At 69.0% G+C, this 17,758-nt stretch carries 27 protein-coding genes and 3 pseudogenes; 11 read left to right on the plus strand and 19 right to left on the minus strand.

All coding sequences use genetic code 11. The annotated features are described in order from the left end of the window. The 3 genes from BGN97_RS16290 to BGN97_RS16300 all read right to left on the minus strand — a co-directional run. Nucleotides 1-691: hypothetical protein (locus BGN97_RS16290; protein ID WP_292703791.1), on the minus strand; the 691-nt coding region annotated here is incomplete at its 3' end. Continuing rightward, on the minus strand, nt 688-849 hold the full coding sequence (locus BGN97_RS16295) for a hypothetical protein (RefSeq protein WP_285630038.1): 162 nt from the start codon (nt 847-849) through the stop codon (nt 688-690). The genes BGN97_RS16290 and BGN97_RS16295, both read right to left, overlap by 4 nt. Before the next feature lie 45 nt (nt 850-894). Beyond that, nucleotides 895-1,518 (minus strand): MarR family transcriptional regulator, encoded by a 624-nt coding sequence (locus BGN97_RS16300; RefSeq protein WP_292703794.1) that lies wholly within the window; start codon nt 1,516-1,518, stop codon nt 895-897. Between the two features lie 95 nt (nt 1,519-1,613). Between BGN97_RS16300 and BGN97_RS16305 the strand changes: the two genes are divergently transcribed. From BGN97_RS16305 to BGN97_RS16315, 3 genes are read left to right on the plus strand one after another with little or no spacing between them, the layout of a single operon-like run. Continuing rightward, nucleotides 1,614-3,821, plus strand: a complete 2,208-nt coding sequence (locus tag BGN97_RS16305) for an efflux RND transporter permease subunit (protein WP_292703796.1) — start codon at nt 1,614-1,616, stop codon at nt 3,819-3,821. After that, a complete protein-coding gene (locus BGN97_RS16310) occupies nt 3,818-4,267 on the plus strand; it encodes a pyrimidine dimer DNA glycosylase/endonuclease V (protein ID WP_292703798.1) in 450 nt (149 codons plus the stop codon). Before BGN97_RS16305 ends, BGN97_RS16310 begins: the two co-directional genes overlap by 4 nt. Further along, entirely contained in the window at nt 4,264-4,689 is a 426-nt protein-coding gene (locus tag BGN97_RS16315) for a pyridoxamine 5'-phosphate oxidase family protein (protein ID WP_292703800.1), read from the plus strand. The genes BGN97_RS16310 and BGN97_RS16315 overlap by 4 nt, the downstream gene beginning before the upstream one ends. 20 nt (nt 4,690-4,709) lie before the next feature. Here BGN97_RS16315 and BGN97_RS16320 read toward each other — a convergent pair whose 3' ends face one another. Beyond that, nucleotides 4,710-5,006, minus strand: coding sequence for a MerR family transcriptional regulator (locus BGN97_RS16320; RefSeq protein ID WP_292703802.1), 297 nt, complete (start codon nt 5,004-5,006; stop codon nt 4,710-4,712). Between the two features lie 129 nt (nt 5,007-5,135). Between BGN97_RS16320 and BGN97_RS16325 the strand changes: the two genes are divergently transcribed. The 3 genes from BGN97_RS16325 to BGN97_RS16335 all read left to right on the plus strand — a co-directional run bounded on the left by BGN97_RS16325 (nt 5,136) and on the right by BGN97_RS16335 (nt 6,970). After that, on the plus strand, nt 5,136-5,558 hold the full coding sequence (locus BGN97_RS16325; protein WP_292703805.1) for an Hsp20/alpha crystallin family protein: 423 nt from the start codon (nt 5,136-5,138) through the stop codon (nt 5,556-5,558). A gap of 59 nt (nt 5,559-5,617) precedes the next feature. Further along, a complete protein-coding gene (locus BGN97_RS16330) occupies nt 5,618-5,827 on the plus strand; it encodes a DUF2795 domain-containing protein (protein WP_292703807.1) in 210 nt (69 codons plus the stop codon). Nucleotides 5,828-5,971: 144 nt separating this feature from the next. Then, nucleotides 5,972-6,970: a hypothetical protein gene (locus BGN97_RS16335; RefSeq protein ID WP_292703809.1), complete on the plus strand. Its 999-nt coding sequence runs from the start codon at nt 5,972-5,974 to the stop codon at nt 6,968-6,970. Here BGN97_RS16335 and BGN97_RS16340 read toward each other — a convergent pair. Then, entirely contained in the window at nt 6,862-7,575 is a 714-nt protein-coding gene (locus tag BGN97_RS16340) for a hypothetical protein (protein ID WP_292703813.1), read from the minus strand. The genes BGN97_RS16335 and BGN97_RS16340 overlap by 109 nt on opposite strands. Before the next feature lie 136 nt (nt 7,576-7,711). On the opposite strand from BGN97_RS16340, the gene BGN97_RS16345 reads away from it, so the two are divergent. After that, nucleotides 7,712-8,401, plus strand: a complete 690-nt coding sequence (locus BGN97_RS16345) for an NAD(P)-binding domain-containing protein (protein WP_292703816.1) — start codon at nt 7,712-7,714, stop codon at nt 8,399-8,401. A 9-nt stretch (nt 8,402-8,410) separates the two neighbouring features. Here BGN97_RS16345 and BGN97_RS16350 read toward each other — a convergent pair whose 3' ends face one another. From BGN97_RS16350 to BGN97_RS16360, 5 genes and pseudogenes are all read right to left on the minus strand, one after another. Further along, nucleotides 8,411-8,692 (minus strand): amidohydrolase family protein, encoded by a 282-nt coding sequence (locus tag BGN97_RS16350; RefSeq protein WP_292703819.1) that lies wholly within the window; start codon nt 8,690-8,692, stop codon nt 8,411-8,413. A 181-nt stretch (nt 8,693-8,873) separates the two neighbouring features. After that, a pseudogene (locus BGN97_RS18525) lies at nt 8,874-9,239 on the minus strand (GntR family transcriptional regulator); the annotation flags it as partial. Nucleotides 9,240-9,367: 128 nt separating this feature from the next. Next, nucleotides 9,368-9,448 carry a YdeI/OmpD-associated family protein gene (locus BGN97_RS18530; protein WP_363331447.1) on the minus strand — a complete coding sequence of 27 codons (81 nt, stop codon included), beginning with the start codon at nt 9,446-9,448 and terminating at the stop codon, nt 9,368-9,370. Between the two features lie 182 nt (nt 9,449-9,630). Beyond that, a pseudogene (locus BGN97_RS18535) lies at nt 9,631-9,804 on the minus strand (DUF1905 domain-containing protein); the annotation flags it as partial. Between the two features lie 69 nt (nt 9,805-9,873). Next, nucleotides 9,874-10,287, minus strand: coding sequence for a VOC family protein (locus BGN97_RS16360; protein ID WP_292703824.1), 414 nt, complete (start codon nt 10,285-10,287; stop codon nt 9,874-9,876). Between the two features lie 260 nt (nt 10,288-10,547). On the opposite strand from BGN97_RS16360, the gene BGN97_RS16365 reads away from it, so the two are divergent. Continuing rightward, nucleotides 10,548-11,066 carry a GNAT family N-acetyltransferase gene (locus BGN97_RS16365; protein WP_292703827.1) on the plus strand — a complete coding sequence of 173 codons (519 nt, stop codon included), beginning with the start codon at nt 10,548-10,550 and terminating at the stop codon, nt 11,064-11,066. On the opposite strand, the gene BGN97_RS16370 is transcribed toward BGN97_RS16365, so the two are convergent. From BGN97_RS16370 to BGN97_RS16390, 5 genes are all read right to left on the minus strand, one after another. Then, the gene (locus BGN97_RS16370) at nt 11,023-11,688 is read right to left on the minus strand and encodes a metalloregulator ArsR/SmtB family transcription factor (RefSeq protein WP_292703829.1); all 666 of its coding nucleotides are present in this window, start codon (nt 11,686-11,688) and stop codon (nt 11,023-11,025) included. The two genes, BGN97_RS16365 and BGN97_RS16370, sit on opposite strands and share 44 nt — an antisense overlap. Beyond that, entirely contained in the window at nt 11,685-12,041 is a 357-nt protein-coding gene (locus BGN97_RS16375; RefSeq protein WP_292703832.1) for a hypothetical protein, read from the minus strand. Before BGN97_RS16375 ends, BGN97_RS16370 begins: the two co-directional genes overlap by 4 nt. Next, a complete protein-coding gene (locus BGN97_RS16380) occupies nt 12,038-12,490 on the minus strand; it encodes an OsmC family protein (RefSeq protein ID WP_292703835.1) in 453 nt (150 codons plus the stop codon). The genes BGN97_RS16375 and BGN97_RS16380 overlap by 4 nt, the downstream gene beginning before the upstream one ends. Before the next feature lie 390 nt (nt 12,491-12,880). Then, nucleotides 12,881-13,201 (minus strand): transcriptional regulator, encoded by a 321-nt coding sequence (locus tag BGN97_RS16385; RefSeq protein WP_292703837.1) that lies wholly within the window; start codon nt 13,199-13,201, stop codon nt 12,881-12,883. Then, entirely contained in the window at nt 13,198-13,632 is a 435-nt protein-coding gene (locus BGN97_RS16390) for a hypothetical protein (RefSeq protein ID WP_292703840.1), read from the minus strand. The genes BGN97_RS16385 and BGN97_RS16390 overlap by 4 nt, the downstream gene beginning before the upstream one ends. Nucleotides 13,633-13,816: 184 nt before the next feature. Here BGN97_RS16390 and BGN97_RS16395 point away from each other — a divergent pair, with 184 nt between their 5' ends. After that, nucleotides 13,817-14,041: a hypothetical protein gene (locus tag BGN97_RS16395; RefSeq protein WP_292703843.1), complete on the plus strand. Its 225-nt coding sequence runs from the start codon at nt 13,817-13,819 to the stop codon at nt 14,039-14,041. Between the two features lie 34 nt (nt 14,042-14,075). On the opposite strand, the gene BGN97_RS16400 is transcribed toward BGN97_RS16395, so the two are convergent. The 4 genes and pseudogenes from BGN97_RS16400 to BGN97_RS16415 all read right to left on the minus strand — a co-directional run bounded on the left by BGN97_RS16400 (nt 14,076) and on the right by BGN97_RS16415 (nt 16,225). Then, entirely contained in the window at nt 14,076-14,978 is a 903-nt protein-coding gene (locus tag BGN97_RS16400; protein ID WP_292703846.1) for a LysR family transcriptional regulator, read from the minus strand. Nucleotides 14,979-15,087: 109 nt separating this feature from the next. Beyond that, nucleotides 15,088-15,261: pseudogene (locus tag BGN97_RS16405) on the minus strand (ISL3 family transposase); the annotation flags it as partial. A gap of 11 nt (nt 15,262-15,272) precedes the next feature. Next, nucleotides 15,273-15,767 carry a GNAT family N-acetyltransferase gene (locus tag BGN97_RS16410; protein WP_292703849.1) on the minus strand — a complete coding sequence of 165 codons (495 nt, stop codon included), beginning with the start codon at nt 15,765-15,767 and terminating at the stop codon, nt 15,273-15,275. After that, nucleotides 15,764-16,225 carry a hypothetical protein gene (locus BGN97_RS16415; RefSeq protein ID WP_246829126.1) on the minus strand — a complete coding sequence of 154 codons (462 nt, stop codon included), beginning with the start codon at nt 16,223-16,225 and terminating at the stop codon, nt 15,764-15,766. The genes BGN97_RS16410 and BGN97_RS16415 overlap by 4 nt, the downstream gene beginning before the upstream one ends. Nucleotides 16,226-16,310: 85 nt before the next feature. Here BGN97_RS16415 and BGN97_RS16420 point away from each other — a divergent pair, with 85 nt between their 5' ends. Further along, nucleotides 16,311-16,904, plus strand: a complete 594-nt coding sequence (locus tag BGN97_RS16420) for a TetR/AcrR family transcriptional regulator (RefSeq protein WP_292703856.1) — start codon at nt 16,311-16,313, stop codon at nt 16,902-16,904. Continuing rightward, nucleotides 16,901-17,512, plus strand: a complete 612-nt coding sequence (locus BGN97_RS16425) for a dihydrofolate reductase family protein (RefSeq protein ID WP_292703860.1) — start codon at nt 16,901-16,903, stop codon at nt 17,510-17,512. Before BGN97_RS16420 ends, BGN97_RS16425 begins: the two co-directional genes overlap by 4 nt. The last annotated feature ends 246 nt before the right edge of the window (nt 17,513-17,758 follow it).

A 17,758-nucleotide genomic window follows, 5' to 3' on the forward strand; every position in this document is an offset into this window, starting at 1 on the left:
GCCGATCCTCATCCATGGCGATGTCGTAGATGAACCCGAGGTTCTCGCGCAGATGCAGCCACAGGATCCCCACACGCCGGTCATCGCCGTCGCGGACGGTCCAGAACCGGTTCCCCGACGTCTGCAGCCCGTCGGGCAGCAGCTCGAGCATCTGCTCGGCCGTGGTCCGGCGCGCGGCCTCGATCGTCGGGTCGGCGCCGGAGTCGAAGCGCTCCTGGGCGTACTCCTCATCCGACGCGTCGCGGAAGGCTGCGTAGTCCGCGTCGTCCATCGGATGCAGTCGGATGCCGCTCGGCGCCGGTACCTCAGCCACTTCGACGCGCATCTTCGTCGCGACCCGCAGTGCATCCGCGGATTCGGCGAGCGCGGCCATGAAGGGGTCGCCGCTGAAGGAGCTGAAATGCCAGATGCCCGTCCAGCCCGCCACGACCGCCAGGTCTTCGAGAAGCGCCCAGACCGCCTCGGGGTCCTGCTCAGCGGTGTGCACATCGGCGAGCACCACCTCGCCTTCGCCAGGGATGGCCCACACGGTCGACCGTCCGTCATCGGTCGACCAGATCTCGCCGGAGGGCGACTCGGGGGCCGGGGTCTCCTGTCGTTCGGCCGCGGCCTTCGCCCCGTACGCGCGGGCGACGGCCGCCGCGAGCAGTTCCTCTCGCCGCCGGGGCTCGGTGATCTCGTCCCAGCTCACCAGAAGCGGTCCTTCGGCTCGGTGGGCTTCTTGTCTGCGCCGCCCCAGCGATTCGCCTCAGCCTTCGCGGCGCCCGCAGCAGCGTCGGCTTCGCGCAGCGCCTCCTCGGCGTCGACGGCGGCCGGCCGCTCGGGCTCCTCCGCTCGATTCTTCTCCATGACCACACTCTAGGCACCGCGAGCGCTCGGTGGGCGGGGCGGCGGTCAGTCCTCCGGCTGCCGCTGAGTCCACGCCTCGTCGCCGGGTGCGATCTCGCGCGCCATGTCTCTCAGGAAGCGGATCACCACATCGCGCTCGGCTGCGGTGAGTCGCGCCGCCGCGTAGAAGCGCTTCGCCTGCTGCCTGCCCACCGTCTCCATGGCGGCCTGATGCGTCTGCGGGGTGATCGAGATCGCCAGCGCCCGCCGGTCGGTGGGGTGCGGTGCACGCACGATGTGCCCGCCGCGCTCCAGCCTGTCGAGGAGCTTGGTGGTCGAGGCCGACGATATGCGCAGATGGTGGGCGATGCCGCCGGGCGTCGCGAGGATCCCGCGGTGGGCGCACACGATCAGGTAGTGCAGGGCGCGCATGTCGGTGTCATTGAGCCGCATGTAGCGGCGCGAGGCCTCGGAGAGCCGCTCCTCCGCGTCGCGGAGCTCCCCCAGCGACGACATCAGCTCGGTGATCTGCCGCACGTCGGCGGCCGGGATGCCCTCGCGATCGACCAGCAGCTGGTCCGGATCGCTGTAGTCGACGTCGTAGACGTCGGCATCGGCAAGGCCGTCGGGCGTCTGCGTCGTCCGGCCGTCTTCGGCCGGGATGCCCGCTGCGGCGGATTCCTCTCGCATGCCCCGCATTCTAGCCTTTCCTCTATTCACGCCCAGTTGTTTTCTAGCTTGGCTAGCAATATCCTCTTCTTGATTCCAGCGAAGAAGGGCCCGTCATGTCGCACAGCACCGAGAAGACGCACCGCACCTGGCCGCGAGTCCTCTTCTCGTCCGCGCTCATCCTGCTGTGGCTGGTGGGAGCCGGCCTCGGCGGACCGCTGTTCGGGAAGATCGACGAGGTCTCGTCCAACGACGCCACCGCCTATCTGCCGGATTCGGCGGCGGCCACCGCGGTGCAGAAGTCGCTGGGCGACTTCCTCGGTTCCGACTCGATCCCGGCCGTGGTCGTCTTCTCATCCGATGCCAAGATCGACGACGCGCTCGAGGACGAGCTCGCCGCCGCGCTCGAGGATGCGACCGCCGCCGAAGGTGTGAAGGACAGCTCCTCCCCCGTACTGGTCTCGGACGACGGTCTGGCCGCGCAGGCGTTCGTGCCGATCGACGCGGATGCCGAGGTCGGCGAGGTCACCACCGCACTGTCGGCCGATCTGCGCAAGAGCGTGCCCGACGGCGTCACCGTGCACATCACTGGACCGGCCGGGTTCACCGCGGATCTCCTCGCCGGCTTCTCCGGCATCGACGGCATCCTGCTGCTGGTGGCACTGCTGGCCGTGCTCGTGATCCTCGTGATCGTGTACCGCTCGCTCCTGCTGCCTCTGATCGTGCTGTGCACCAGCATGTTCGCCCTGTGCGTGGCGCTCCTGGTCGTGTGGTGGGCCGCGAAGCTCGGGATCCTGCTGTTGAGCGGCCAGACCCAGGGCATCCTGTTCATCCTGGTGATCGGCGCCGCGACGGACTACTCGCTGCTGCTGGTCGCCCGGTTCCGCGAGGAGCTGCACACCACCGAGAACCGCTGGACGGCCGTGCGCGCAGCGTGGAAGGGCGCCTTCGAGCCGATCCTCGCCTCCGGCGGCACGGTGATCGCAGGTCTGCTGTGCCTGCTGCTGAGCGACCTGAAGTCGAACAGCACCCTGGGCCCGGTGGCGGCGATCGGCATCGTGTTCGCCATGCTCGCCGCGCTCACGCTGCTGCCCGCACTGCTGGGTCTCGCCGGGCGGGCGGCGTTCTGGCCGCGCCGGCCCGCGTTCGAACCGGGCCTCACGACGCAGGCCGACCCGCTGCAGGGTCGGGGCCTGTGGCCGCGGCTGGCGCGGGGCATCCGCCGTCACCCCCGCGCGATCTGGATCCCCACCGCACTCGTGCTCGCGGTGGCCGCCGCGGGCGCGGTGCAGCTCGATGCCGGCGGAGTGCCGCAGTCCGACCTCGTGCTCGGCACGTCCGAGGCGCGGGACGGGCAGGCCGTGCTCGGCGAGCACTTCCCCGGAGGCTCCGGGAGTCCGGTCTACGTGCTCGCGGAGGAGTCGCGACTGCAGGACGTCGCCGACGTGCTGCTCGCGGACGACGGAATCGACGGCGTCTCCGTGACGGCGTCGGACTCGCCGTCCGGCAGCACCCCGATCACCGAGGACGGTATCACCGCCTTCGGTCCTCCCGGTACCCCCGCGCCTGAGCCCACGGTCGTCGACGGCCGGGTGCTGCTGCAGGGCACGCTGACGGATGCCGCGGATTCCGCGTCCGCGGAGCGCACCGTCGAGCGGCTGCGGGCAGACCTGAAGGGCACGGATGCGCTGGTGGGTGGGGTCACCGCCACCGCCGTCGACACGAACGCGGCGTCGATCCACGATCGCAACCTGATCATCCCGGTGATCCTCGGCGTGATCCTGGTCATCCTGATGCTGCTGCTGCGGGCGGTCCTCGCCCCTGTGCTGCTCATCCTGACCACCGTGCTGTCGTTCGGGTCGGCGATGGGCGTCGCGGCGCTGGTGTTCAACGGCGTGTTCCGCTTTCCCGGAGCCGACCCGGCGGTGCCGCTGTTCGGTTTCGTGTTCCTGGTCGCACTGGGCATCGACTACAACATCTTCCTGATGACGCGGGTGCGAGAGGAGTCCCGCCGCCACGGCACGCGCGAGGGCATTCTGCGCGGCCTCTCGGTGACCGGCGGCGTGATCACCTCGGCGGGCCTGGTGCTGGCGGCGACCTTCGCGGCGCTGTCCGTGATCCCGATCCTGTTCCTGGTGCAGATCGCGTTCATCGTGGCCTTCGGCGTGCTGCTGGACACCTTCGTGGTGCGCTCCCTGCTGGTGCCGGCGCTCTCCTACGATCTCGGCCGCGTCATCTGGTGGCCCTCCCGCCTGGCCCGGCGCGATGCCGAGCAGCCCCAGGCATCGCAGGATGCCGAAGCCCGGAATGAGGTCTCGGCATGAGGCTCTGGTCGGTGCACCCCTCGCAGCTCGACCGGGCCGCACTGGTGGCCTGCTGGCGCGAGGCGCTGCTGGCGCAGGCGGTGCTCGCCGGGCGCACCCGGGGATATCAGCGGCATCCGCAGCTGGAGCGCTTCCGCGCCGTTCCCGATCCGCTGTCTGCGGTGGGCGCCTACCTCAGCGGGGTGGCCGACGAGGCGGATGCCCGCGGCTATCGCTTCGATCGGTCCCGGATCATCTCCCCGTCGAGCCCTGGAGCGATCCTCGATGTGACCGAAGGGCAGCTCGAGCTGGAGTGGGAGCATCTCGGAGCGAAGCTGCGGGTGCGAAGTCCGGCGGATGCCGAGCGGTGGGCTCAGGAGCAGCCTCGGCCGCACCCGCTGTTCCGCGTCGTCCCCGGCGGCGTCGCCTCCTGGGAGCGCGCGCTGCCCCTATCGTCGGACTCATGAGCTTCGATGCCGCTGACCGCTCCGCCGTCGCGCAGTTCGTCCGCACCTGCGGAGCGGGCGTGGTCGCGTCGGTCGGGTCGGATGCCGAGCCGCAGGCCGCCTTCGTGGGGCTGACCGCGACGGACGACGGGCTCCTGGTGCTCGACGCCCTCGAGAGCTCCCGGAAGGTGGCGAACATCCGCGCCCGCCCGCGGGTGGCGATCGTGGTCACCGACGCCGACGTGACCGTGCAGCTCGAGGGCCGAGCGCGCGTGAGCGTCGCCGACGAGCGGCGACGTCTGGGCGAGGCCTACAGTGCGCGCTTTCCCGGATCGCGCGCTCTGGCCGACGGCTTCGCGGTCATCGCGGTCGAGGTGCACTGGGTGCGCGTGTACGACGCCGGCGCTCACCCGCAGCGCGTCACCGAGGCCGCCTGGGCCTGAACGCCTGACGCCCCGGCGGATCACTCGTCGGATTCGGCCCTTTCGGCGGCCAGCTCCGCGCGCAACCCGGCGTTCTCGTCCTCGAGCTCCAGCACGCGTCCGATCCCGGCGAGGTTCATGCCCTCGTCGCGCAGTCGCCCGACCCTGCGCAGACGGTCGATGTCGTTGCCGCTGTAGCGCCGGGTGCCGCCGTCACTGCGATGCGGATCGAGCAGGCCGTGTCGTTCGAAGAGGCGCAGCGTGGCCTCGGGCATGTCCACGAGCTGGGCGGCCACGGCGATCCCGTAGAGCGGTGTGGCCCTGTCAGGTTCTGTCATCTCTGAGACTTCTCCGATTGGGTTGCGATTTTCGGTGGCTTGATCTATAACAAATCTACACCTTCGGATGCAGATCCCCTGCATCCTCCACCTGAGCCCGTCTCACGGGCAGATCGAAAGGAGTACACCATGGGAATGACATTCGATCCGATCAGCCAGCTCGATCGTTTTGCTGCGAGCGTGCTGGATTCCGTTCGATCGCCTCGACTGATGCCGGTGGACCTCTTCCGCGACGGAGACGCCTACGTCCTGCATGCGGATCTCCCCGGTGTCGACCCCGGATCGATCGACGTCGACGTCGACGGGTCCCAGCTCTCCATCCGCGCGCAGCGCACCGCTGACACCGGCGAGGGCTCCCGGTGGCTCACGCGTGAGCGCAGCTCGGGAATGTTCCTGCGCCAGTTCACCCTGGGAGACGGCGTCGACGTCGACCGCATCAGCGCCTCCTACGAGAACGGCGTCCTCACCGTCGTCATCCCGGTGAGCGAGCGGGCGAAGCCGCGCAAGATCGCCGTGGAGTCGTCGGAGCACCGCGAGGAGATCGCGGCCTGACGGCGAGGGCCGGGCGCGCTCGGGCGCCCGGCCCTCCCGCCTCCGTGGAAAGGAATGACATGATGACCGCATCCGTCTCCCGTCTCGACCGTTTCCTCGCCGGGATGGAGTATCCCGCCACGACCGACGACCTCGTCCGCGAGGCGACACGGGATGGCCTCTCCGATGAGGACCTCGCCGTGCTCGACGCCCTGCCCGCCGCACGCTTCGACTCCAGCTTCGACGTGCGACGGGCGATGGTGGCCCGGCACGAGCTGATCGCCGCATAGACGGGGCACCGCCGGGAGGACCGCCACGCTGCGGGCCTCCCGGCGGCGTTCAGCGGAGGACCTCGGCGGCGCGGCTAGCGCCCGCGCCTCGGACCCGCCACGCCCCACGGCGGACGGTCAGCACGCTCCCGCTAGGCTTCGGGTATGGGGAGCAGAAGGCCCGCGCGCAGCCCCTGGTTGCGTCGCATGCAGCAGAAGCTGCTCGTCTCCCCCGAGACACTCGCCGCCGACCCGCGCATCGCGTCGCGGGCGCTGCGGGCCGACGCGATCTGCGCGGTCGCCGGCGTCCCTCGTCTCGCCGAGCTCGGCCCGCGGAACGCCCGCTTCGTCGAGACCGCGCGGCTGCGCGATCCCCTCCAGCGCGTCATCGTGCTGCGCGAGGCGCTCGAGCACGGCATCCGGATCCTGTTCGTCGAGGTCGCTTCACCCCTGGACGCCGCGCTGCTCGCCGATGATCTGCCGGGGCTCGTCCACCCCGTCGATGACGCCCCGCAGGACGACGACGCGCTGCACGCCGTGAACGTCGTGCAGCTGCTGCGGTTCTGCCTGGCATCCGCTCCTGCCGAGACGGCCGAGGCGCTCACCGGGATGCCGACCAGGCACGTCCCGCGCGCGGCGATGCGCCTGCTGCCACAGGACGCACCCGTCCGGCGCATGCATCCGCTCCGTCGTCTGTTGGGTGAACCGAGCGTGCCGGTGTACCTGGCCGTCGGCATCTACTCCGCGCTGCGCGCCCTCCCTGTGGCGTTCATCCCGCAGTTCCACGGCAGTCTGCTCGTGCTCTGGATGATCGACATCCTCACCGCGGTGCCGTACACCTGGGGCGTGCTGGCGATGCTGTTCGCCCCGCGCCGGTGGATCCGGATGCTGGCGACGCTCACCACCATCACGACCTTCGCCGCGCCGTATGTCTACTTCTGGATGCACGGACGCGACTATCCGCCGTTCGTGGTGGCCGTCATCGCCGCGCTGACGATCGCGAGCATCTCGATCGAGGTGGTCAAGTACCTGCAGGAGCGGGCTCTGCGCCGGCGCTACCGCAGCGCGCGGGTCGCCGCGACCGTGCGGATGATGCCGGTCAGGATCACCCAGGCGCCCGAGAGCACCCAGACGACGGCGATCCAGGGCTCGCCGGTCGGGTAGGCGATCACAAGGGCAGCGGATGCCAGGATCCACACCGCGGTCGCGACGATGTTCAGCGTTCGGAACCGCGCGACCCGCAGCGGATGCACGAACGCGATCGGCGCCCAGGTCAGCAGCGCCAGCACGATCACGATGATCGCGTTGACCGCGGTTCCGGCGTCCAGCAGCCAGATCGCGAGCGCGACCACGTTCCAGGCCGCGGGGAAGCCGAGGAAGTAGTAGTCCCCGGTCTTCATCTTCGTGTTGGCGTAGCAGAACATCGACGACACGGTGATGAGCAGCAGCAGGATGACGGCGAGCGCGCCCTCCCCGAGCAGGCCCGTGCGGAACAGGAACAGCGCGGGGATCAGCGTCCAGGTCAGGTAGTCGATGATCGAGTCGAGGATCACCCCGTCGAAGTGCGGCGCGTAGGTGCGCACCTCGGCTTTGCGGGCCAGCGTGCCGTCCACTCCGTCGACGACCAGGGCGATGCCCAGGTACAGCCACATGAGCTTGGGGTCGTCGTCGAACAGGGCCAGCAGGGCGAGGGTCGCCCAGATGACCCCTGTGAGGGTGAAGGCGTGCACCGCCCAGGCGGAGAGCACGCGGTTGCGTCGAGAGGACATGACCTGATTTCGCGAATGTCGGATGCGGTCGATCGGCGTCGATCGGCCGGCGCATCGGGAGCGCCGGTTCCACAGTAGTCGGGCGCAGGGCGGGCTCCGTGACCTCCACCGGCATGCCCGGACATACGATGGCGGGATGGATCGCATCCGCACGCTCGGCATCATCGGCGCGGGGCGGCTGGGTTCGGTGCTGGCGGCGCTCGCGGTATCCGCGGGGTATCGCGTGCTGGTCGCGCGCTCCGGTGATCCGGCGCCGATCGCGCGTGCGATGGCCGCCCTGGGCGCGCAGGCCGTGACGGTCGAGCGGATGGCGACCGAAGCGGATGCCGTGGTGCTGGCGCTCCCGCTCGGCGCGTACCGCACGCTGCCCGCCGACCTGCTGCGCGGGATGCTCGTGATCGACGCCATGAACTACTGGTGGGGAGCGGACGGCATCCGCCCCGATCTGACCGATCCGCGAACCTCGACCAGCGAGCTGGTACAGGCGCATCTGGCGGGCGCCCGAGTGGTGAAGGCGCTCGGGCACATGGGCTATCAGGACCTCGAGGACGACGCGCGACCGGCGGGCGACCCCGATCGGCGCGCCATCGCCATCTGCGGCGACGCGGCGGACGATGTCGCACTCGTCTCGCAGCTCGTGGATGCCGTCGGGTTCGATCCCGTGATCGCCGGCCCCCTGGCGTCCGGGATCATGCTGGAACCGGGAGCCGAGGCGTTCGGCGCCGACGTCGACGCCGCGGAGCTGCGCGCCATGCTGGACCGGTTCCCGACGTCGCAGCGCGGGATCGTCGTGGCACGGGCGCGCGGTGGGGAGCTGTGGGGCTGAGCTCTCGCCTCAGTCGACGATCTCCCCCGCGGTGATCACCAGGCGCGACCTGGTGGGATCCGCGATCGCGTCCAGGTCGACGCGCGGATCGGCGTCGACGAGCAGCAGGTCCGCGTCGTATCCCGGCGCGACCCGGCCGATCCGATCCGCGCGTCGCACGATGTCGGCCCCGGAGATCGTGAGCGATCGCAGGATCGCCTCCGGCGTCTGCACGCGCGCCCGGATCCTGATCTCCTCGAGCCGCAGGCGCTGACCGCTGCCGTGCAGATCCGTGCCGGTTGATCCGGCCATGGGAATCCGTCACATCCGCACCGAGGGACGTGGTGCCGCCCTCGAGCGCCAGGCGCAGCTGCTCGCTCTCCCAGTCCGTCGCGCGCTCGGCCGCTCGCCGCGCCGTCAACTGGTCGTGCACCTCGCGGACCTCGAACAGGTTCTCGATGCCCTGATCGGAGAGCGGCCGCACGACCATTCCGCGGTTCGGTATGGCCGAGACGAAGCCCTGACCGCGGAGGAGGTTGAGCGCCTCGCGGATCGGCATCCGCGACACCCGCAGATCGTTCGCAAGGGTCTGCTCCACCAGCCGCTCCCCCGGCTGCGGGTCCCCCGAGATGATCCGCTCGCGCAGCGTGTCGGCGATCTCCCCCACCCGTGGACGGCGATTCACGACGTTCTTGCCGGACTTGCCAGGTGCGCCGACCGGGCTGCTGTGCCATTCGGCTCCATGCTCCCCACCATAACGGAGGCGGCGGTCGCAACATCGCGAGTCGACCTCAGACCGTTCTGCATGTGATCTGCGACCGATCGATCGCACCCTCACCACGCAGCAGGCCAACGGCATCCGCAACGCGATCTGCCGGGCCGTTCACGAAGGGCCCGTGATGGAACTGATCTGAGCATGATCGCGCCGTGCCCGGGCGAAGGGCCGCATCTCGCCCGGGCACGGTATCGACCTCGGTAGAAGTGGCATCAGCCCCGCAGCGCGGTGATCGCCTGTTCGATGCGCCTCTGCCGTGTCTCAGGTCTCTTCGCTCTCTCGACCGAGCGCACGAGTTCGCGCTTGCGACTGGGGGGGTGAGGGCGTCGTAGGCAGCACGGGCAGCCGGGTCCATATCCAGCGCAGTAGCGAGGTCGTCGGGTTCGACGACGATGCGCGGTTCGCTGTCGAGCGTCAGCTCGACCTCAACCTCGTCACCGATCTCCGCCTGTGCCGCGCGTCGATTGGCGTTACTGAGCCCGATCAGGTGGCGGCCTCGCATGATCGCGACCCGGCTCCGCCATGAGTGACCGTTGACCGTGATGCTCACGGCAGGGCGAGCGCCCCCACCGAGCGCTTCGACGACGTGGGGCGGCACCTCCAGCCCCCTCATCGGCTCGGGCGGCTCGACAACGGCCAGGAACTTCATGTTCTCTCCTCTACCTGTGTGCGGTGTCCGGGACGGCACCACCGCCCGACCCCGGACACCGGCATGGTGCTACTCCGCGTATGGCTGATCGGGGGCGTGCTCGCTGTAGCCGACGCTCCAGATGTACCCGTCCGGGTCGGCGAACGTGCCACCGTACCCGCCCCACGGCAGCGGGCCGGCGGGATGGAGAATGGTGGCCCCCGCGGCCTGCGCCTCCGCGACGACCTCGTCAACGCGCGCCTCAGAACGGACAACGTACGTCAGCACGACGCCGCTGAATCCACTGCCCTCCGGGCTCGTGCCCACCTGTGCGGCGAGCCCGTGACGTTCGTAGAAGCCGACCGGCGAGGCGCCGTCGGATTCGAAGAATACCGAGATGCCGAAGTCGCTCTGGACCTTCCAGCCGAGTCCCTCGGTGTAGAACTCCTTCGCGCGGTCCATGTCCTGGACGCCGAGAAGAATCGAACTGACGTGTGCTTTCATGCTGTACTCCCTGTTGGCGTGAGGTGATCGACCGTGTGCGGTGATCGACTCCAGAATGCGAGAGGTGCGAAAGGTCATCAACGGGAGATGTTCCAACGGATCGATCAGTCAGGCTTATGTCGAGGTGGGATAGACTCCGGCCACCGGCGCAGAGGGGACGCAGTGGAACTTCGAGACATCGCGGATCTGCCTGAGGGCCTCGTGGCTCGCCATCCTGTGCCTGAGGATCATCCGCGGGTACTGATGGTTCTCGACAAGTGGTGGGCGAATTCATCGGCGTCGACCCCGGCAGGCGGGGACAGGGTGTGGGGCGTGCACTCTACCGGGCGTTCTTCGATGTCGCCGCGGAGAAGGGGCGACAGAATGTGCACAGCGTGACCAGCCCGGAGAACACCGGGTCGCAGGCATTCCATAAGAGTCTCGGGTTCTCTTCCAGCGAAGTCCTCCCCGACTACGACGGCCCGGGACTCGCGCGGGTGGCATTCAGCACGACGACCGCCGCCCCCGCTCGAGGAGCACGGCGGCTGCGCGTACTCGACGGCGCCCTGGTACTGGAGCGGTACGCCGACGCCGACGTTCCGGTCGGGGACTGGGTCGCGCTCGTCCGGGCACCGGACGGTCTCACTGCAGTTCGCCCGGCACCGGACTCAGGGTCGAAGGATCGGTGGATCGCCCTCTGCGGTCCTCCGGATTCACGATCTCGCGGGAACCGGTTCATCGACCGTCAGCAGGTGATCAGAGCTGAAGCTTCTCCAGGTGCTCTGCCCCGACGGGGGTGATCCGCAGCGCCCGGTCCTCGGATCGGCGCGTCACCCACCCTGCCGCCAGCATCGCCTCGAGCAGCGCCGCACCCAGGCGACCCGCCACGTGCGGTCGCCGGGCCGTCCAGTCAAGGCACCCGCGCACGAGCGGACGCGGCGACTCCACCACTGGGAGGACCAGACCGAGGGCCGACCCGATGTCGTCGACGTCGACGTGTGCAGAGCTGAGATCCTCATCGAGCAGCCCCTGCTCGACCAGCCGATCGGCGACGGCGATGCCCAGGTCGCCGGCCAGATGGTCGTAGCAGGAACGGGCGCGGCGCATCGCCGCGCGCCGATCGCTCGCAGCCCACGATGACACCTGCGGTTCGCCGGTCAGGCGCAGAACGGCCTCGACAGCCTCGGCGACGGCCGGGTCGGCGATGCGGACCAGTCGGGTGCGTCCCTGCTGCTCGATGTCGAGCAGCCCCGCTCCGACCAGCCTGGCCACATGGACGGTCGTCGTCGACGGAGCGATGCCGAGGCGAGCGGCGAGAGCTCCGACGGGGAGCGGGATGCCGCCGAGCAGCTCCTGCAGGATCTGCAACCGGCGGGGCTCTGCGAGCGCCTGCGCCAGCTGCTCGAGCGACGGGCCGGTCATCCCAGCAGCGTCCGCGCACGTTCGACGTCGTCGACCACGAAGACCTTGCGGTTGTCGTGATCGCTGTACTGCGCCTCGACACGGATACCCGCGTCGTGCAGCGCCGACATCATGCGCCCCATCTCTCCCGGCACGTCCGCGCGCAGTGGCACCACGAGCGCGGGTGCCGAAGTCGCACTGATTCCTGCGGCCTCCAGCGCGACGACCGCGGCGTCGCCATCGGCGACGAGATAGTGTGCCTGACCCGCCCACACTCCCCCGCCTTCGAGGCCCACGCCGGCGATTCCAAGGACGGCGCCGATCCGGCTGACGTCGCCGGCAACGTCGTCGACGGGAATGCTGAGGTCATTCACGGCAGCACCTCCACGGTCGGCGCGATGGTCGCCTCCGCTGTCAGGGAGTTGGCGATGTAGCATCCGGCATGCGCTTCCTGGAGAAGCTCGACCACGCGCGCTGCCTCGGCGCCGCGTACGGTGATCTTCGGCGCCAGCGCGACGCGCGTGATGCGCGCGGGCTGCTCGTCCATCGGCATGAACGCCGCGGCATCGTCATCGTAGCGAACCACGTCGACGCCCGCCTGCGCGGCGACCGCGAGGAACGAGAGCAGCAGACACGAGCTCGCCGCGGCCAGCAGCAGCTGCTCGGGGTTGGGCAGCGATGCCTCGCCACGGAACGCGGAGTCGGCGCTGAGCGTGATGATCTCCTCAGAGACCCTCACGTCATGCTCTCGGCGGTACGCGCGGTATCCCGCGCCCGTGCTGCCCTCCCATGAGAGAGTCGTGCTGTACTGGTGAACTGTCATACGGCCAGGCTAGACGCGGAACATTTCGGTGGGCGACGAAATGTGCGACACGACGCGACAGCGGGCCACGCGGATCTGGAGTCGAGCCCAGGGGCCTCGCGCGTCGGTTCAACGGATGCCGCGCAGCACCGCGTCGACCGCGAAGCCGAGTTCTGCGTGCACACCTGAAGTGCCCTGCTCCTCTGCGTCGGCAAGCAGTGGGAACCGATCGACGATCGCCTGCGCAGGCAGATCTTCACCAGCGGGGCCGGCGCGAATATCACAGCATCCGGGCTCGGTGCACTGGCCGTGGTCCCGCTGTCGCACGACGGACTGGCCGCACCTCTGATCGTCGCGGCTGCTGCGCACCTGGTCGCTGCCGGGGTCGCGCGCATCGTCGTCGACCAGTGACTATTCGCCGGAACCCGCCGGAGGCGCGGCTGCGTCCACGATCTCGCGCAGCGCGGCGATGTAGGCGTCGAAGGCCGCTCGCCCCTGCGCGGTGAGGGAGTACCAGGTGCGGGGGCGGCGTCCGGCGTACCCCTTCGTCACCTCCAGGTATCCGGCCGCCTCCAGCGCGGCGAGGTGTTTGGACAGCAGGGAGTCGCTGACCTCCACGGTGTCGCGCAGAAGCCCGAAGTGAACGGCATCCGCGTGGCGCAGTGCCGACATGACTGAGAGGCGCACCGGCGAGTGGATCAGATCGTCGAGGCGATGACGCGGGTGCGTCATGCGCGGGCCACCCGCCACGCGAGGTAGAGGAAGGGCAGCGCCGGGAGCAGCCCGGTGAGCACGACCCAGCCGGAGAATCCTACGGGAAGGAGGCGATTCAGCAGCAGAGTCACGACCATGAGTACGGCACTGATGAGCACTACGCGATTCGACGCCGCGATCGCCGCCGTCGGGATGGTCCGACCGCCCCACATCAGGAGGGCGAGGATCGCACCGACGACCAGCACGCCAGGGACGATCATGTCGGCGAGGCGATCCGGCCACGATGCCAGGGCGATACTGAACGCGCTCAGCGTCACCGCCATCACGAGCGCGCCGGCGATGTACCACCCACGACGTGAGCGGATGCGACGGGTCGCCGCATCGGCTGCACTGAGAGCCTCGGCTGCGGCCGACGGAGAGGGCCCGGCGTTCTCTTCGGATGTCGACATGATGCCTCCTGATGGGGAACGGTGCCTGGGGACGAGAAACTGCGCTTTCCAGAGAAGCATATACTCAACCGGCAGTCAAGTACTTTCCGTATCGCTGAGACGCGCCGGTGCCCCGGGTCGGCTCGGAGCACCGGCGTCGTGTGTCGCGTCACCGTCGGTCGAGAACCTCTCCGTCGAGCACAGAGTGACCGCCGGAGACGATGGCGCCGTGGCTTTCGCCTGCGGCCAGGGACTCAAGTACTACGACCGCGGTAACGCCGTCTACCTCCCGATTGAAGAGCGCCCGATGTTGAGATGGGGAATGGTGCATCGCGCCGGACCGGCAGGTCGCTGGACTCGCGAACTCGTCGAGATCGCCAAGGAGATCGGCCCCCTCCAGCTGTCGCTGGAGCTCGAGTTCGACGCGTGATGGCTGCACCGGCTCGATCTCGCAGGCTGAGTCATCAGCGCTCTCGCACCTCGGCTACCGGGCCCAGGTCTGCGACGGTTCGGGCGAAGGCGCGGATCGGTCCACTCTCGGCGTCCGTGCGCCACACGAGCGCGTAGCTGAGCCGTGGCAGATCCGGGATCGGCAGCCACCGGATCTGTGGCAGCGACCAGTAGTGGGCCACGTGAGCCGGGAACGGGTGGATGATCTCGCCCGTGCTGACCAGCTGCAGCAGTTCGTCAGCGTTGGTGACGGACTCCACGCGTTCTATCGCCCTTCCGCTCGGCGTGCGGAACGGCAGGTAGCCGTTCTCCCACGCCTCCGGCATGCCCGGTACCTTGATGTGGGCGAAATCTGCCAGGGCCTCGAGGGGAACCGACGACCTGCCGGCGAGCTCATGGTCGATGGACACCGCGAGAAGCCGAGAGTCGGTGAACAGCGTGGGACCGACGGTGAGGTCCACCTCTTCCACCGGGAGCCAGGTGACCAGCACGTCGATCTCGCCTCTGCGCAGGCTGCCGAACGGGTCGTTGAACGACGCATGACGCACCTGCAGGTCATATCGCGGGTGCCGCCGGGCGAACTCGTCCCAGTAGCCGTGCAGCGCGGGGACGTTGTAGGGCATCAATCCGACCCGCAGTCGGGCGTCGAAGCCGCGAGCCGACAGCTTCGCCCGTTCCAGACTGCCCTGCAGCGTGTCATGAACAGGGATCAGGTCGTCACGCAACCGGGCGCCGACGGGCGTGAGTCGAACATCTCTGCGGTTCGAACGATCGAACAGACTTCCGCCGATCTGCATCTCGAACTGCGCGATCACCTGACTGACCCGCGCCTGCGAGACGCGCAGCCGCTCCGCAGTGCGGCCGAAGTGCAACTCGTCGGCCAGAGTCAGGAATATCTCGATGTCTCGAAGTTCCACAGCTTCCCCCTCTGTACCGATCGTCTGAGCCTATCCCGATCGTCATAAGCGTGACTGATCGACCGGTCGAACATCTCCTTGTCGGCCTCCGCCGCGCTATCTCGGCTCTTCACAATCGAGGGTGTGCTCGCGGTATGAGCCCGCCGGCTGAGAGTAGTGATCTGGCGATGTCGTTGGTCAGGCTGCGGGAGCCGAGGGCGCTGCCGCGGAGGCGTTCGAGTCGGCCGTGGATCGCTTCGACCGGGCCGTTAGAGGTTCCGGGGTGGTCGACGTAGGCGAGTACATGAGTGGCCGCTACCCGCGCCCGGCCATCAGGCGTCTCTCGTATCGTCGGCTCGGCACGAGGACGGGGCCATCCGATCCTTCGGCCGCATAGATCAGGGGACCGGCATCCCGCCATCCCTCACGCTCGTAGAAGCGGCGGGCGCGGGCGTTGCCAGAGACGACTGCCAGCCACCCGTCCGACCACCCGCCCGACGCGATTCGCTCCTCCGCATCCCGCAGCAATGCGATCGCGATGCCCGTGCCACGCGCCCGCCCGTCGACGAACAGCTCCTCGACCTCATTGCCTGCGACCGTGGCGAATCCGACCACGTGGTCTCCTTGTTCGGCGACGACGGTGCGGGGCACCCGCCGCGCGGCACGCGGGACGAACGACTCAGGGGTGCGGATCTCCTCGAGTGCGGCGTCGACGTGACCGGCGTGACCGTCGCGCCAGGCGGCCGCCCAGATGGCGCTGACGATCGGGACGTCCGCCTCCGTCATCGGGCGCAGCACGGTGGTCGTCATCGCGGGGAGCCCATGCCGGTGACCGCGACGAACACGGCGGCGGCGAGGAAGATCACCTGCAGCACGGTGCGCAAAGGAAGCGGCGTCGTCGGCGCCGCAGGGTGATCGACGCCGTGCGCGGCACGCACGTTCGCGGGGAACATCGCGACGAGGAGCGCAGCGAGGCAGATGGCCGCGGCGACACGCGTCGGCGGCAGGAGCAGGCCAAACGCTCCCAGCATCTCCAGCGCGCCCGTGACGGTGACGACGGCCTTCGGGTGCGGAACCCAGGCGGGCACGATCGCGATCAGCCCGTCGCGCCGCGGCTGCACCCAATGAGAGATCGCGGTCACCGTGAACATCGCCGCGAGTCCTATCGCGAGGGCGGCTGACCAGGAGTCCAGGTAGCCGAGCCCGAGCGCGCCGACTCCCCGTGCCGCCAGGGTGATCACGATCAGGATGATCAGTGGAACCATCATGCGCCTTTCATCTAGTCGTCGTATAGATCATGGCGCCCGACACGCAATGTTGTCAATGTCTAGATCCGTGGTTAGGATGCCGCTCATGGTGGACACGTATCATCACGGTCGGCTCCGGCAGCAGGTGCTGGCGAGCGCCGCGGAGGAGATCGCCCGGAGCGGACCGGAAACGCTGTCCCTGCGGGAGCTTGCGCGCCGCGCCGGCGTGACTCACGGTGCTCCGGCACATCACTTCGGCTCGCGGCGGGGACTGTTCACGGCGTTGGCGACGGAGGGCTTCGAGGCGCTGGCCGATGCTCTGGCGCCGTCCGTCGCCCGTGGCGACTTCGTCGAGACGGCGGTGGAGTACGTGCGATTCGCGCTGAGCAAGCCGGGGCACTACGCGGTCATGTTTCGGCCGGAGCTGCTGGAGGACACCCCGGGCCTCCGCGAGCAGCGTGATCATGCGGCGGCAGCTCTGGCGTCCGGAACGGCGAGTCTGCCCGAAGGACGCGTCGGGATACCCGTGGAACAGGCCCGCCACGCCGCGTGGGCTCTCGTCCATGGCCTCGCATCTCTCGTCCTTGCCGGAGCTCTCGTGGACGCCGATCCGCTCGCGCTCACCCGAGCCGGCGCCCAGCAACTGTTCGGATCTCCTCAGGGTGACGAGCACCCGCACCCCCGAAAGGCGGACGAGTGACACGGATCGTCTACTACACCTCGACCTCTCTGGATGGCTACCTCGCCGACGCGGACAACTCCCTCGACTGGCTCTTCGCGGTCGACGGCGGCCAGGATGCCATCGCCGAAGGCCAGGACTTCGTGTCCGGCGTGACCGTGCAGGTGGAAGGCTCCACCACCTACCGCTGGCTGATCGAACACGAAGACCTCCTCGCGCACCCCGAGAAATGGCAGGAGTTCTACGGCGACCGCACGACGTTCGTCTTCACCACCCGGACGGACCTGCCCGTCGTTCCCGGCGCGGACATCACCTTCGTCAACGGCCCGCCGGCGGACCACCTCGACCGCATCCTCACGGCAGCCGGCGACGGCGACATCTGGATCATCGGCGGCGGCGCGCTCGCCGCAGAGTTCGCGAAGATCGGCCGCCTCAACGAGATCCATCTCTCCATCGCACCGGTCACCCTAGGTTCCGGTGCACCGCTGCTCCCCGGAGGCTTCGACTCGGCCCGCCTCCGGCTCACCGACGCCCACCCGACCGGCCAGTTCATCGTCGCGAAATACATGGTGCTCGACGACGGCGGTCGCGGTGCTGGGCCGCCCACTCCTCCAGGCGAGCGCGGATAAGGAGGACGAGGCTGATCGGGCCCATGATGAGGAACTTGAGAGCGTTCCAGCAGAACCGGAACACGAAAAGGTTCAGCCACCCGGGGCCGCGGGACTGTCAGCGAAACGGTGGATCTGGGACTGGCCTGACCGAAAGGAAGGGCTATGAGCCAGACCCACCGTTTCGCTGACAGTCCCGACTCGGGCGTGCCATATATGTCAACGCATAAGAAGGTGCGCCTTGTTTGAACGTCGAACCGAAGCGGT

The organism is Microbacterium sp. 69-10 (assembly GCF_001897945.1).
Classification (GTDB): domain Bacteria; phylum Actinomycetota; class Actinomycetes; order Actinomycetales; family Microbacteriaceae; genus Microbacterium.

Excerpts from the sequence above, each read along its gene's own strand:
- BGN97_RS16330 (WP_292703807.1), top strand. The coding sequence starts at position 5,618 with ATGATGACCGCATCCGTCTCCCGTCTCGACCGTTTCCTCGCCGGGATG.
- BGN97_RS16295 (WP_285630038.1), bottom strand. The coding sequence starts at position 849 with ATGGAGAAGAATCGAGCGGAGGAGCCCGAGCGGCCGGCCGCCGTCGAC.
- BGN97_RS16320 (WP_292703802.1), bottom strand. The coding sequence starts at position 5,006 with ATGACAGAACCTGACAGGGCCACACCGCTCTACGGGATCGCCGTGGCC.
- BGN97_RS16315 (WP_292703800.1), top strand. The coding sequence starts at position 4,264 with ATGAGCTTCGATGCCGCTGACCGCTCCGCCGTCGCGCAGTTCGTCCGC.
- BGN97_RS16385 (WP_292703837.1), bottom strand. The coding sequence starts at position 13,201 with ATGACGCACCCGCGTCATCGCCTCGACGATCTGATCCACTCGCCGGTG.
- BGN97_RS16300 (WP_292703794.1), bottom strand. The coding sequence starts at position 1,518 with ATGCGAGAGGAATCCGCCGCAGCGGGCATCCCGGCCGAAGACGGCCGG.
- BGN97_RS16360 (WP_292703824.1), bottom strand. The coding sequence starts at position 10,287 with ATGAAAGCACACGTCAGTTCGATTCTTCTCGGCGTCCAGGACATGGAC.
- BGN97_RS16310 (WP_292703798.1), top strand. The coding sequence starts at position 3,818 with ATGAGGCTCTGGTCGGTGCACCCCTCGCAGCTCGACCGGGCCGCACTG.
- BGN97_RS16415 (WP_246829126.1), bottom strand. The coding sequence starts at position 16,225 with ATGATGGTTCCACTGATCATCCTGATCGTGATCACCCTGGCGGCACGG.
- BGN97_RS16340 (WP_292703813.1), bottom strand. The coding sequence starts at position 7,575 with ATGTCCTCTCGACGCAACCGCGTGCTCTCCGCCTGGGCGGTGCACGCC.
- BGN97_RS16325 (WP_292703805.1), top strand. The coding sequence starts at position 5,136 with ATGGGAATGACATTCGATCCGATCAGCCAGCTCGATCGTTTTGCTGCG.
- BGN97_RS16335 (WP_292703809.1), top strand. The coding sequence starts at position 5,972 with ATGGGGAGCAGAAGGCCCGCGCGCAGCCCCTGGTTGCGTCGCATGCAG.
- BGN97_RS16345 (WP_292703816.1), top strand. The coding sequence starts at position 7,712 with ATGGATCGCATCCGCACGCTCGGCATCATCGGCGCGGGGCGGCTGGGT.
- BGN97_RS16420 (WP_292703856.1), top strand. The coding sequence starts at position 16,311 with ATGGTGGACACGTATCATCACGGTCGGCTCCGGCAGCAGGTGCTGGCG.
- BGN97_RS16410 (WP_292703849.1), bottom strand. The coding sequence starts at position 15,767 with ATGACGACCACCGTGCTGCGCCCGATGACGGAGGCGGACGTCCCGATC.
- BGN97_RS16370 (WP_292703829.1), bottom strand. The coding sequence starts at position 11,688 with ATGACCGGCCCGTCGCTCGAGCAGCTGGCGCAGGCGCTCGCAGAGCCC.
- BGN97_RS16390 (WP_292703840.1), bottom strand. The coding sequence starts at position 13,632 with ATGTCGACATCCGAAGAGAACGCCGGGCCCTCTCCGTCGGCCGCAGCC.
- BGN97_RS16380 (WP_292703835.1), bottom strand. The coding sequence starts at position 12,490 with ATGACAGTTCACCAGTACAGCACGACTCTCTCATGGGAGGGCAGCACG.
- BGN97_RS16305 (WP_292703796.1), top strand. The coding sequence starts at position 1,614 with ATGTCGCACAGCACCGAGAAGACGCACCGCACCTGGCCGCGAGTCCTC.
- BGN97_RS16350 (WP_292703819.1), bottom strand. The coding sequence starts at position 8,692 with ATGGCCGGATCAACCGGCACGGATCTGCACGGCAGCGGTCAGCGCCTG.